This is a genomic window from Bordetella genomosp. 5, from assembly GCF_002261315.1.
In the GTDB taxonomy this organism is placed as follows: Bacteria; Pseudomonadota; Gammaproteobacteria; order Burkholderiales; family Burkholderiaceae_B; genus Bordetella.
On record NZ_NEVP01000004.1, the window covers coordinates 26682 to 39095 of the forward strand.

Consider the following 12414-nt stretch of genomic DNA (forward strand, 5'->3'; position numbering starts at 1 on the left):
GAGTATCGCGTCCTCACACGGGGCGCTGGCATGTGTCAGGCCCGTCCAAAACACTGGAGACAAGCAATGCAACGCCGTTCCTTCCTCAAGAAGGCCGCGCTTGGCGCGGCTGCCGGGGGCGCTACCCTCGCGGCCCCCGCCATCGCCCAGGAAGCCCCCACGCTCAACTGGCGCCTCGCTTCAAGCTTTCCCCGCAGTGCCGATGCCATCTATTCCGGCGGCGAAAACTTCGCCAAATACGTCCGCGAAGCCACCGACGGCAAATTCCAGATCCGCGCGTTTCCCGCCGGCGAAATCGTTCCGGCGCTGCAAGTGCTCGATGGCGTGCAAAACGGCACGATCGAATGCGGCCACACCGCCTCCTACTATTACTTCGGCAAGGACCCGGCGCTCTGCTTCGACGCCGCGGTGCCGTTCGGTCTGAACACGCGCCAGATGAACGCCTGGATGCGCCACGGCGATGGGCTCAAGCTCACCCGTGAAATGTTCAAGAAATACAAGATCGTCAACTTCCCTTGCGGCTACACCGGCACCCAGATGGGCGGCTGGTTCCGCAATGAAATCAAGACCGTGGACGACCTCAAGGGCCTGAAGTTCCGCTGCTCGGCATTCGCCGGCGCCGTGCTCTCGCGCCTGGGCGTCGTGCCGCAGCAGATCGCGGGCGGCGACATCTATCCCGCCCTCGAAAAGGGCACCATCGACGGCGCCGAGTGGATCGGCCCCTACGACGACGAAAAGCTCGGCTTTCACAAGGTGGCGCGCAATTACTACTTCCCGGGCTGGTGGGAAGGCACGCTGCAGGTCTCGCTCTACGTCAACGAAGACGCCTATGCCAAGCTGCCCAAGGGCTATCAGGCCGTGCTGGCTCAGGCCTCGGCGGCCGCGACCAACGACATGATCGCCAAGTACGACGCCGAAAACCCGGCCGCCCTGCGGCGTCTGGTGGCCGACGGCGCGGTGCTCAAGGCGTTCCCGAAGGCCGTCATGGACGCGTGCTACGCCGAGTCGCAGAAGCTCTATCAAGAGTACGCGGCCAAGGATCCCATGTTCAAACAGCTGTACGAGAGCATGGTTGCCTTCCGCGACAACGAGATTCCCTGGTTCCGTGTGGCTGAAGGCAGCTACGACGGTTTCATGGGTACCATCGGCCGCAAGTAATCCGGGCGCGTCGGGCCGTTTCAGGCGTCGGGCAGGCTAACAGGCTAAAATCCTGGGCTTTGCCCGGCGCGGACACTGTCAAAAGCGGTGCTGCGGGGCCACCTCCAGCACGCGGGCAGCACCTGGCAACCCCAAAGCGGTCGCGTGTCGAATTCGGTGTGCGCTTACCCCTGGCGCAACACCTAACATTGCCAATCTCCCATCATGAAAGCTTTACTCGCCTTGTCGCGCGTCATCGACGCGCTGAACCAGCGAGTTGGACGCGCCGTGACCTGGGTGACCTTGCTGGTGGTGCTGGTCAGTGCCGGTAACGCTATTGTGCGCAAGGTCTTCCATACGAGCTCCAACGCCTGGCTCGAACTGCAGTGGTACATGTTCGGCGCGATGTTCCTGCTGACCGCCGGCTACACCCTGCTCAAAAACGAACACGTGCGCGTCGACATCCTGTCGTCGCGCCTGCCGCGCAACAAGCAGATCTGGATCGAAATCTTCGGCGTCCTGTTCTTTCTGCTGCCGGCGTGCACGCTGATCATGTATCTGTCGTGGCCGGTTTTCGTCGATTCGTATGTCAGCAACGAGCAGTCGTCCAACACGGGCGGCCTCATCCGCTGGCCGGTCAAGCTCATGATTCCGGTCGGCTTCGGCCTGCTGGTGCTTGCGGGCATTTCGCATCTGATCAAGTGCGTGGGTTATCTGCGAGGCCTGTGCCCGGATCCCATCGCCCGCGAAAACGCCAAGACCGCCGAAGAGCTGCTGGCCGAAGAGATCGCCCGTGAAGCGCTCGAGCGCGAAGCGGCCCTCCAACAACAAAACCAACAAGGCCGCTGATCATGGAGTTTTTCATCGCCAATCTGGCGCCGATCATGTTCGCCACGCTGGTGCTGTTCCTGCTGCTGGGTTTCCCGGTTGCGTTCGCATTGGCCGCCAACGGCATCCTTTACGGCCTGGTGGGTATGGAGTTGGGCCTGCTCAACTCCTCGCTGTTCCAGGCATTGCCACAACGTGTATTCGGCATCATTTCCAACGACACCCTGCTCGCGGTGCCGTTCTTCACGCTCATGGGGCTGGTGCTCGAGCGATCCGGCATGGCCGAAGACCTGCTCGAGACCATCGGTCAGGTGTTCGGTCCGCTGCGCGGCGGCCTCGCCATCGCGGTGGTGTTCGTGGGCGCCATGCTCGCGGCCACGACCGGCGTGGTGTCGGCTTCCGTCATTTCGATGGGCCTGATCTCGCTGCCCATCATGCTGCGCTACGGTTATGACAGAAAACTGGCCAGCGGCGTGATCGCTGCCTCAGGCACGCTGTCGCAGATCATTCCGCCGTCGCTCGTGCTGATCATTCTGGCCGACCAGCTCGGCCGCTCGATCGGCGACATGTACCGCGCGGCCATGATCCCCGGCTTCCTGCTGGCAGGTTCGTACATCGTGTACATCGTGCTGATGTCGTTCATCAAGCCGTCGTCGGCGCCGGCGCTGCCCGAAGAGGCACGCATCTATCGCGAGCCCAATGGTTCGCGGGGCGGTCGCTCGCTGCTCGTGCTGATGATCTTCGCGACCGTGGCTGCGTACTTCCTGGGTCAATGGATCGAGAACGACACGGCGCCCGTCGACGAAAAGGTCGTGGTCAGCCTGCTGCTGTGGGGCGTGGTGGCCTTCGTCGTCGCTTCGGCCGACAAGATCTTCAAGCTCAACCTGCTCTCGCAGCTGGCGCAGCGCGTGGTGTTCGTGATGATCCCGCCGCTGTTCCTGATCTTCCTGGTGCTCGGCACGATCTTCATCGGCGTGGCAACGCCTACCGAAGGCGGCGCCATGGGTGCGGTCGGCGCCATCATCATGGCCCTGATCCGTCGCCGTCTCACGCTCGACCTGATGAAGCAGGCCATGGACACCACGACCAAGCTGTCGTGCTTCGTGGTGTTCATCCTGGTGGGCTCGACCGTGTTCGGTCTGACCTTCCGCGGCGTGAACGGCGACCTCTGGGTCGAGCATCTGCTGATCGGTCTGCCGGGTGGCGAATGGGGCTTCCTCATCGTCGTCAGCGTGATGACCTTCCTGCTCGCGTTCTTCCTCGACTTCTTCGAGCTGGCGTTCATCATCGTGCCGCTGCTCGGCCCGGTGGCCGACAAGATGGGGATCGACCTGATCTGGTTCGGCATCATCCTGGCCGTGAACATGCAGACCTCGTTCATGCATCCGCCATTCGGCTTTGCGCTGTTCTATCTGCGCTCGGTCGCGCCCAAGGATCCCTACAAGGACAAGGTCACGGGCAAGCTGATCCAGCCGGTCACGACGGGCCAGATCTACTGGGGTTCGGTGCCGTTCATCGTGATCCAGCTGATCATGGTCGCCGCGGTCATGATCTTCCCGGGCATGGTGATGCACTACAAGGGTGAACAGTCGAAGATCGACCCGTCGACGATCAAGATCGAAGCCGAGGGCGGTTATGGGACTAACATATATAGCAATGACGACGCCGACCCGAGCGCCGCATTCAAGTAATCCCATTTTTTGCCCTGACTGAAGCCATGCGTACTCGCGTCAAGATTTGTGGTCTCACCCGTGCTGCCGACATCGTTCAGGTGGCCAGCGCGGGTGCCGACGCGATCGGCTTCATCTTCTTTCCGCAGAGCAAACGGCATGTCACGCCGGCACTGGCGGCGCAACTGCGCCGCGAAGTGCCGGCGTTTGTCGACGTGGTGGCCCTGTTCGTCAATCCTCAGCCCGACGAGGTGAGGGTGGTGCTCGACGAGGTCGGTCCCGACCTGCTCCAGTTCCACGGCGACGAGTCGCACGAGTTCTGCGCGAGCTTCGATCACCGCTACATGCGCGCGTTTCGCGCGGGTGCGCCGAGCCTGGACACCGCGGCAGCGGTCGCCGCGCAGAGCGGCACCTTCCGTGACGCGGCCGCCTGGCTCTACGACAGCCATAGCGCGGGTTTCGGGGGCAGTGGCCATGGCTTCGACTACGGGCTGCTCGCTGGCGTGCAGGCCGACCCGCAAGCGCGGCCGCTGGTGCTGGCGGGCGGGCTCACCGCGGACAACGTTGGCGACGCGATCGCGGCCGTGCGGCCCTGGGCTGTCGACGTGAGCAGCGGCGTCGAGTCCGCGCCGGGCCAGAAGTCCGCCGACAAGGTCGAGGCATTCCTGCGCGCCGTGCGCCAGGCCGACGCCAAATAATTTGGGCGTCACGTCAAAAAAAAAGTGCCATTGAGTTGCACGCTTTAAAAAACCTCTATATAATCTTTTTTCTTCGCTGCACGAACGCAAGCACACAGCAAAACAGCTGAGCCAAGCGGATCGACAGCAACCCCAGCAGTAATGCTGAAGGTTGATTCAGGGTGCGCCCTGAAGCGAATTGCAGGCGGTTAGCTCAGATGGTTAGAGCGCCACGTTGACATCGTGGAGGTCGTTGGTTCGATTCCAATACCGCCTACCAAATACCTGCAAGTGCTGCCAAGCACGGCAAAATGAAAAGCCCCTCAGTCATCGACTCAGGGGCTTTTTTGCGTTTGCCGCCCACGTAGTTTGCCGCCCACGTAGTTTGCCCCCCACGTATACAGGCGTTGAGCACTTCAATTCGTCATGGCCCAGCCGAGATGTCCACTTTTGTACCTGGATGCGGGCCGGTGTGAATCCCAGAATAACGATGGCCGTGAATGCCTACGCGCATTCACGCCGAACCGTTGCCGGAGGGCGCACTCGCAGCTCGCCGGTGGATTCGACTCTCAGAAAAGGAATTGAAGTCATGCAGCGCGCAAACTGGTTTGCGGTCTCGCCCGAAGGAGCCAAGGCCGTCGCGGCTCTTCATCACTACGTCACGACAAGCACAGGTCTGCCGGAACGCCTCGTTCACCTGGTCTTTCTGCGTGTGTCGCAAATCAACGGGTGTGCGCATTGCATCGATATCCACACGCGCGATCTGCTCAAAGCCGGGATGAACATCGAGACGATCGTGCTTATTCCGGTGTGGGAGGAGGTCGCTCACTTGTTCTCGGCACAGGAGCTGTCGGCTCTGGCTTGGACAGAAGAGGTGACGCGAGTGTCCGAGACGCATGCTTCCGACGAGGCATATCGGGCTGCCGCCGAGGCCTTCTCTGAAAAGGAGCTGGTGGATCTCACGTTGACCATTGCGGCGATGAATGCGATCAATCGGATGGGCGTCAGCTTTCGAATGAGGCCGCGCGCCCGGCCTGGCCATTCCACGCGCGCGGACTCGCCAGCATAGTCGCCTGTGGCCTGCCTGCGATTCGGTGCCACGTACCCGCGCAACGACGTCGGCACCTTAACGCGGCGCCATTCCTTTCCTGGGCTTGAAGGGCACGTCCAGGAGTTCGGCGGCGAGACGATCGCGTTCGATGATGCACGGCTCGGCCAGCAGCTTCTGGGCGAGCGCGTCGTAGTTGGGTGCGAGCACGCCGCTCGGGCGGCGGAACTCCGGCCAGAGTTGATACGTGGAAAGCACCAGCGAACGCAGGCGCTTGACCTCCCAGAGCAAGGTCATGACGTCTGAGTTCCAGACCTGCCGCTCACGGATGGCGCGCAGTTCGTCGAGGGAAAGTGGGTGGCGAAATGGCATGGTGAAATACTGTATTTATGTACAGTATATCTTGGTCCATCCATCTATTCGCGTTCATTTTTTAGGGCCGGAGTCGCGACCAGGCGGTCCGCGGGGTAGCCGACCAGGAAGTCGCGCGCGTTCTGCGGCCCGGCCGCGAGCCAGTCGCCGTAAGCGCCTTCGGGCAGGATCACCACCATGCGTTTTTCCTTGCCAGGCCTGTGATATTCGCGAAACAGCGGGTGATCGCTCGCGTCGATCGTGAGCATCGTGTAGCTCTCCACCCACTCGCCGGCGGCATTACGGTAGCGGTCCCAGAGCCCGGCGATGCCCAGCGGATGGCCGTCGGCGCGCGTCATGCCGGTGGGCACCGCCTTGCCGCTGCGCCAGTCCGGCTCGTAGATCGCGTCCGCCGGCACGATGCAATGTTGACCACGCCGCCACGCATTGCCGAAGGTGAACGAGGTCGCGGCCGTCTCGCCGCGGGCGTTGAAGGTCGACAGCTTTGCCGCGTTGTCCAGTTTGTCGGCTCTGACAGCCGCCGGGATCAGGCCCCAGCGTCCCATGACCGCCTCACGCGCCGGCACGGCCTCGTCGCCTGAAGACCACTCGTCCGGGCGCCGGATAAAAACTCCTGAATAGCGAGGCCACATGTCCCTTGGCCATTCGACCGGCGGGCGATGTGCGTCGAAATACTTGCGCAGTTGCTCCGCATGCTTGACGGCTTGGTAATGGCTGCACATACGGCGTCTCCGGCGTGAGCATGTTCCCGATGCTACGTCCGATCGAGCGGAAAGCAAACACCGCCTCTCGCATGGCGCCGGTGTCTTGGAGACAACCGGCCTTTGATGCATGATCCGAATGGGGCTCGGCAGGGCACGGCGCCGGGCCGGCCCATCCATCTCAGGACGCGTCGGCATGTGGAAACGAATTCGCCAATGGGCGCGCGAGCTCAAACGAGACGTCGTGGCGCTCTGGCTCGCCTCCCGGGATCCTCGCACGCCGTGGTTCGCCAAAGTGATGGCCCTGATCGTGGCCGGGTATGCGTTATCGCCCATTGATTTGATCCCCGACTTCATTCCGGTGCTGGGGCTCATCGACGATCTGTTGCTGGTGCCGCTCGGCATCTGGTTCGCGATACGTCTGATACCCCCCGCCTTGCTGGCCGATCTGCGCGAGCGCGCGGCGGCGCGCACACGACGGCCACGCAGCCTGGTCGCCGCGATCGCGATTCTGTTGCTGTGGTTATTGGCCGGCTGGTGGTTCGCGGACTGGCTCTGGGCGCGGTACGGGCGCTGAAACAGGGGGGCCACCCCGCCCACTGTCGGCTGTCTCGCCTCGATTTTCGTCCGGGCTTTGAATCTGTTTCCCGGCCGGGGTGCTCAATTTTTGCGCGGGTCCGCTGCAAGATGGCGTCACTTCATGCCACTTCAAAAGGACCGGCTTCATGAACCTTATCTCTTCCTATTCGGCTCGGCTGCAGCGCGTTGTGCTGACCGCGACCGCGGCGCTTATCGTGGGGTCTGCACACGCTGCGTCGGGCCCGGCGCTCGAGGTGCTGGCCGAGCTTCCCATCCGGCCCGGCAATGCCGCCGCCGCCGATGGCAATCGCGTGTTTGCCACCGTGCATCCCTTCGACGGCCCCCGTGGCGTGCAGCTCATCGAGATCACGTCTCGCACGGGCTACAAGCCTTGGCCGAGCGCGGCCCTGCAGAATGATGGCAAGACCTTCGGCGATGACAAGATCGACTCGCCGCTGGGCATTTACGCCGATCGTCGCGGCGCCGTCTGGATCACGGATATGGGTTTCAACGTGGGCAAGACGCGCATCTGGGCGTTCGACGCCAAGACGGGCAAGCAACTGCACCGTATCGTCCTCGACGAGGCCATCGCGCCGAAGGGCAGCTTTCTGCAGGATCTGGTCGTGGACGACAAGAACGGCTGGGTCTATCTGGCCGACATCGCCAATCCCGGCCTCGTCGCCGTGGAGATCGCCACCGGCAAGAGTCGCCGGTTCGGCGGGCATGGGTCGCTCCAGGCCGATCCGAAGGCGGTGATGCGCATCAATGACCAGGACATCAACTTTGGCGGCAAGCCCGCCAGTGTCGCCGTCAATCCGCTGACCTTGTCAGCCGATGGCGAGACGCTCTACTTCGGTGCCATGAATGGTCTGGCGTGGTATTCGGTGCCCGCCAAGCTCTTCCGCGAGGGCGCGAACGACGCCGCGATCGGCCAGGCCATCGCCCGGGTGGGCGCCAAGCCCGTGTCGGATGGCGCGGCCACCGACGCGGCCGGCAATCACTACTTCACCAACGTCAATGACAAGGGTATCGATCGCCTGACGCCGCAGGGTCAGCTCGAACCTTACGTGCGCGACGCGCGCTTGGACTGGCCGGACAGTGTCCACTTCGGGGCCGATAACTGGATTTATATCTCGGTAAATCAGCTCTATCGCACGCAGCCCTTTACCGGCCAGCCGGACGCCGGCAAGCCGCCCTATCTGATCATGCGCGTGCGCGCGGCACCGGCAAAGAAGTAAGTGGTGCGGCGGGCCGGATGGATTCGAGCCCGCCGATGCAGCGGCCACGCGCCGCCTCGCGGCCAAGCTTAGGCCCCAGCCCGAGCCCGATCCAAGCCCAAGCCCAAGCCCAGCCCCAAGCCCAGCCCGAAGCCCAGGCCCGATCCAGGCCCAAGCCCCGGCCTAGCGGCCGATCCGCCGCGTCTGCTGCTTGTTGAGCCGCCGCGCCTCTTCCTCGGCATAGGCTTCTTCGCCGGGCTCATAACTGCCCTCATGCATGCAACTGCTGCGATTCCAGGTGCATTCGCTGAGCAGGCGGTTCGACGTGCCGGAGCAGCCGGATACCACCACGACTAGACATATTGCGGAGGCCCAACGGCCAAGCGCTTGAATCGACATTGGTTCTGATCCCATCAAAGGTGCATGCCCCGTTATAGCAAGTGCGAGGCCCGACGCACCAACCCGCGACGCAATACTGCCCGAGCGGCCCGCCGGATCGCATCTATCGTCTAGACATATACATCTGCAATCAGGCGGTCATGTAGCGTGTCTAAGCTTCGGCGCGGTGCCTCATTCCGAGCGCCGCGCCGGCAAGGCCGGCGTCTTCCCGACCCTGTGGTGCGCACGATGTCCGAGTCCGCTCAATGCCTTCCCAAGATCGATGAAACCCGCATCAGTCCGCTGGCCCGCCTGCGCGAATGCCAGGTCGGGCGGCGCTGCGAGATTCTGCACGACACCGCGGTCGAGTACACCGCGCTGGGTGACTACTCGTATATCGGCGAGCGCTGCATGGTGGCCGACGCCCGTATCGGAAAATTCTGCGCCATCGCCGCGCAGGTTCGTATCGGCGCGCCAAATCATCCGATGGAGCGGCCGTCGCAGCATCGGTTCACCTATTGCCCCGAGTACTACTTCGACGACGCGCAGCGCGACGGTGAGTTCTTCGAGCAGCGGCGTTCGGATCTCGTCGTGATCGGCAACGACGTCTGGATCGGCCATGGGGCGATCGTGCTGCCGGGCGTGACGGTGGGGGACGGCGCGGTCCTGGCGGCGGGCGCGGTGGTGAGCCGCGACGTCGCGCCATACACCGTAGTGGGCGGCATCCCGGCCCGGATGATCCGCGAGCGCTTCGATCGCGCGACGGCCCTGCGCCTGCAGGCCATCGCCTGGTGGGACTGGCCCGACGCGCTGTTGCAGGCGCGTCTGGCCGAGTTCCAGCAGGGCGACGTCATGGCGTTCTGCGACCGCTGGGATACGGCCGCGCTCGTGCGCTAGTGCGCTAGTGCGAAAGAGGATCGGCGGCGACCTGCTTGTCGTGCCGGCCGTACTTTTGCACCAGCGTGGCGCTGGCCTCGTTCAGCCCCAGCACCACGGGCTCGATCCCGTTACGCCGGAATTTTTCCACGATGCGGTCGAGCGCTTCGATGGCCGTGATGTCCCAGAAGTGGGCTTGCGTCAGGTCGAGCTCGACGCGCTGCACCGGCTCCTTGAAATCGAATTCCGCCAGCAGGGCTTCCGACGACGCGAAGAATACCTGGCCGCGAACCTGGTAGCGGCGCGTGCTCTGGGCTTCGTCCCGGACGCTGTCCACGTTCAACACGCGCTGCACCTTGCTGGCGAAGAACACCGCGCTCAGCACCACACCCGCCAGGACGCCCCACGCCAGGTTGTGCGTGACCACGACCACCACGACCGTGGTGAGCATCACGAACGAAGAGCTGCGCGGATGCGTGACCAGCTGTGCCATCGAGCGCCAGTTGAAGGTGCTGATCGACACCATGATCATCACGGCCACCAGCGCCGCCATCGGAATCTGCTTGACCCAGGGGCCGAGGAACACCACGAACACGATGAGGAACAGGCCGGCGACGAGGCTCGACAGACGTCCGCGGCCACCCGACTTCACGTTGATGACGGACTGCCCGATCATCGCGCAGCCGGGCATGCCACCAACCAGGCCCGCCACCATGTTGGCCAGCCCCTGGCCGCGGCACTCGCGATTCTTGTCGCTCGCGGTATCGGTGTAGTCATCGATGATGGATGCGGTCATCAGCGATTCCAGCAGGCCCACGACGGCGATCGCGATCGCGTAGGGCAGGATGATCTGCAACGTTTCCCACGTCAGCGGGACGCCCGGCAAGGCGAGTGTGGGCAATGACTCCGGGAAGGCGCCCATGTCGCCGACCGTGCGCACGCTCAAGCCCATGGCCATCGAGATCGCGGTCAACACCACGATGCACACCAGCGGCGAAGGCACGGCGCGCGTGATACGCGGCAGCAGATAGATGATGGCCAGGCCGGCGGCCACCATGACGTACACCGCCGGGGGCGCGCCGATGAGTTCGGGCATCTGCGCCAGAAAGATCAGGATGGCGAGCGCGTTGACGAAGCCCGTGATCACCGAGCGCGACACGAAGCGCATCAGATTGCCCAGGCGCAGCAGGCCCGCGGCGACCTGCAGCACGCCGGCCAGGATGGCGGCGGCGAAGACATACTGCACGCCGTGATCCTTCACCAGCGTGGTGATCAGCAGGGCGACCGCGCCGGTCGCGGCGGAAATCATGCCGGGGCGGCCGCCGGCGATGGCCGTCACGACGGCGATGCTGAAGGCGGCATAAAGGCCGACCTGCGGGTCCACGCCGGCAATGAGCGAGAACGCCAGCGCTTCAGGAATGAGCGCGAGCGCCACGACGAGTCCGGCAAGCAGATCGGCGCGCACGTTGGGAAACCACTGTTGGCGCAAGGAAGAATGAATCATGTGACGTGAATGAAGTCATCGCGGCGGACCGCCGCGGGGATACGTACGAAGCCGGAAAGACGCTCGCGCTCGCCGGCCTGGGGGCGGCGGCGTGACAGGGGAGGGGAATGCACCCTGGAAAGACGCGCAGCAATGCACTGCGCGCCGTGGCGTCGGCCGACCTCGGAAGAAGGGGTGCCCGGGAGCGGGCAGGGAGGTCGGATCGAACGCTTACATGGGTCGCGGCTGGTGGCTTGAATGGGGCAGGGCGGATTCTACGCCATCGACTTGACGGCCCGCTTGCAGTCTCGCCGGCGGGGATGCGTGCTAATATACGTTTCGTTATAAAACGTATATTGCATCATGGGCATCGTCAAAGTTTCCGAAGAAATGCACAGCGCCTTGCGCGACGCGAGCGACGCGCTGTCGCGGTCCGTCAATGGTCAGGCCGAGCACTGGTTGCGCGTCGGCATGCTCGCCGAGCTCAATCCGCATCTGAGCTATGGCGAGATCTGCAAGCTGCTGCTCAAGGGCCGGCTGCCGCAAGATGCCATCGGCATCGACACGACACAACCCATGCTCGCCAAGGTGTCGTGATGGCGCCCAAGCATATTCCTCTCCTCACCGCGGCTGAGGCCGATCAGGCGCGCGTCGCCGCCAAGCTGGCCGCCGACGTGCTCGCCATGATCGCCGAGCACGTGCGCCCGGGCGTCACCACTGACGAGCTGGATCGCATTTGCCACGATTACATCGTGCAGCACCAGAAGGCGACCCCCGCCAATGTCGGCTATCACGGCTTTCCCAAGACGGTCTGCGCCTCGGTGAATCACGTGATCTGCCACGGGATACCTTCCGACAAGGTGCTCATGCGCGGCGACATCATCAATCTCGACGTCGCGGTCATCAAGGACGGCTGGTACGGCGACTGCAGCCGCATGTACTTCGTGGGCGAGCCCAGCACGCTTGCGCGCCGCCTGGTGCGCACCACTTATGACGCCATGTGCGCCGGCATCCGCGCGGTCAAGCCGGGCGCCACGCTCGGCGATATCGGCAGCGCGATCCAGAACGTCGCCGAGAACGCGGGCTACAGCGTGGTGCGCGAGTACTGCGGCCATGGCATCGGCCAGATCTATCACGGCGACCCGCAGGTGCTGCATTACGGCCGCCCCGGCGCCGGGCTGCGTCTCGAGGCCGGCATGCTGTTCACGATCGAGCCCATGATCAACGCGGGCCGCCGTGAGACGCGCCAACTGGCCGACGGTTGGACCGTCGTGACCAAAGACCGCTCGCTGTCCGCGCAATGGGAGCACATGGTGCTGGTCACGCCCGAGGGCTACGAAGTCCTCACCGGCTGGCCCGACGGCTTCGGCGACTACGCCCCGATCTGAAGCGGTGAGCGCGCGGCCGGCCGCACCTCGCCGGCCGCACCTAGCCGGCCGCACCCGCCT

The 12414-nt window shown here is 63.9% G+C and carries 14 protein-coding genes and 1 tRNA gene; 11 read left to right on the forward strand and 4 right to left on the reverse strand.

Annotation, left to right across the window (positions count from 1 at the left end):
• Positions 1 to 66: 66 nt before the first annotated feature.
• The 6 genes from CAL25_RS05615 to CAL25_RS05640 all read left to right on the forward strand — a co-directional run bounded on the left by CAL25_RS05615 (position 67) and on the right by CAL25_RS05640 (position 5381).
• The gene (locus CAL25_RS05615; RefSeq protein ID WP_094798980.1) at positions 67 to 1158 is read left to right on the forward strand and encodes a TRAP transporter substrate-binding protein; all 1092 of its coding nucleotides are present in this window, start codon (positions 67 to 69) and stop codon (positions 1156 to 1158) included.
• 204 nt (positions 1159 to 1362) lie between these two features.
• The gene (locus CAL25_RS05620) at positions 1363 to 1986 is read left to right on the forward strand and encodes a TRAP transporter small permease subunit (RefSeq protein WP_094798981.1); all 624 of its coding nucleotides are present in this window, start codon (positions 1363 to 1365) and stop codon (positions 1984 to 1986) included.
• Positions 1987 to 1988: 2 nt separating this feature from the next.
• The gene (locus CAL25_RS05625) at positions 1989 to 3656 is read left to right on the forward strand and encodes a TRAP transporter large permease (RefSeq protein ID WP_094798982.1); all 1668 of its coding nucleotides are present in this window, start codon (positions 1989 to 1991) and stop codon (positions 3654 to 3656) included.
• Positions 3657 to 3682: 26 nt separating this feature from the next.
• A complete protein-coding gene (locus CAL25_RS05630; RefSeq protein ID WP_094798983.1) occupies positions 3683 to 4333 on the forward strand; it encodes a phosphoribosylanthranilate isomerase in 651 nt (216 codons plus the stop codon).
• Between the two features lie 182 nt (positions 4334 to 4515).
• Positions 4516 to 4592: transfer RNA gene (locus CAL25_RS05635), tRNA-Val, on the forward strand.
• Between the two features lie 309 nt (positions 4593 to 4901).
• Positions 4902 to 5381: a carboxymuconolactone decarboxylase family protein gene (locus CAL25_RS05640; RefSeq protein WP_094798984.1), complete on the forward strand. Its 480-nt coding sequence runs from the start codon at positions 4902 to 4904 to the stop codon at positions 5379 to 5381.
• 57 nt (positions 5382 to 5438) lie between these two features.
• Here CAL25_RS05640 and CAL25_RS05645 read toward each other — a convergent pair whose 3' ends face one another.
• Together CAL25_RS05645 and CAL25_RS05650 are read right to left on the reverse strand one after the other, a co-directional pair.
• On the reverse strand, positions 5439 to 5732 hold the full coding sequence (locus tag CAL25_RS05645; protein ID WP_094798985.1) for a hypothetical protein: 294 nt from the start codon (positions 5730 to 5732) through the stop codon (positions 5439 to 5441).
• Between the two features lie 44 nt (positions 5733 to 5776).
• The gene (locus tag CAL25_RS05650) at positions 5777 to 6454 is read right to left on the reverse strand and encodes an SOS response-associated peptidase (RefSeq protein WP_094798986.1); all 678 of its coding nucleotides are present in this window, start codon (positions 6452 to 6454) and stop codon (positions 5777 to 5779) included.
• A gap of 175 nt (positions 6455 to 6629) precedes the next feature.
• On the opposite strand from CAL25_RS05650, the gene CAL25_RS05655 reads away from it, so the two are divergent.
• Entirely contained in the window at positions 6630 to 7010 is a 381-nt protein-coding gene (locus CAL25_RS05655; protein ID WP_094798987.1) for a YkvA family protein, read from the forward strand.
• Between the two features lie 148 nt (positions 7011 to 7158).
• Positions 7159 to 8250: an L-dopachrome tautomerase-related protein gene (locus CAL25_RS05660; RefSeq protein WP_094798988.1), complete on the forward strand. Its 1092-nt coding sequence runs from the start codon at positions 7159 to 7161 to the stop codon at positions 8248 to 8250.
• A gap of 162 nt (positions 8251 to 8412) precedes the next feature.
• Here CAL25_RS05660 and CAL25_RS05665 read toward each other — a convergent pair whose 3' ends face one another.
• A complete protein-coding gene (locus tag CAL25_RS05665; RefSeq protein ID WP_094798989.1) occupies positions 8413 to 8628 on the reverse strand; it encodes a hypothetical protein in 216 nt (71 codons plus the stop codon).
• A 228-nt stretch (positions 8629 to 8856) separates the two neighbouring features.
• Between CAL25_RS05665 and CAL25_RS05670 the strand changes: the two genes are divergently transcribed.
• Positions 8857 to 9504 carry a DapH/DapD/GlmU-related protein gene (locus CAL25_RS05670; protein WP_094799443.1) on the forward strand — a complete coding sequence of 216 codons (648 nt, stop codon included), beginning with the start codon at positions 8857 to 8859 and terminating at the stop codon, positions 9502 to 9504.
• Positions 9505 to 9508: 4 nt separating this feature from the next.
• Here the strand turns inward: CAL25_RS05670 and CAL25_RS05675 are convergent, their stop codons facing one another.
• Positions 9509 to 10987, reverse strand: coding sequence for a SulP family inorganic anion transporter (locus CAL25_RS05675; protein ID WP_094798990.1), 1479 nt, complete (start codon positions 10985 to 10987; stop codon positions 9509 to 9511).
• A gap of 342 nt (positions 10988 to 11329) precedes the next feature.
• Between CAL25_RS05675 and CAL25_RS05680 the strand changes: the two genes are divergently transcribed.
• A complete protein-coding gene (locus tag CAL25_RS05680) occupies positions 11330 to 11563 on the forward strand; it encodes a ParD-like family protein (RefSeq protein WP_094798991.1) in 234 nt (77 codons plus the stop codon).
• On the forward strand, positions 11563 to 12354 hold the full coding sequence (map, locus tag CAL25_RS05685) for a type I methionyl aminopeptidase (protein WP_094798992.1): 792 nt from the start codon (positions 11563 to 11565) through the stop codon (positions 12352 to 12354). The genes CAL25_RS05680 and map overlap by 1 nt, the downstream gene beginning before the upstream one ends.
• Positions 12355 to 12414 lie beyond the last annotated feature (60 nt).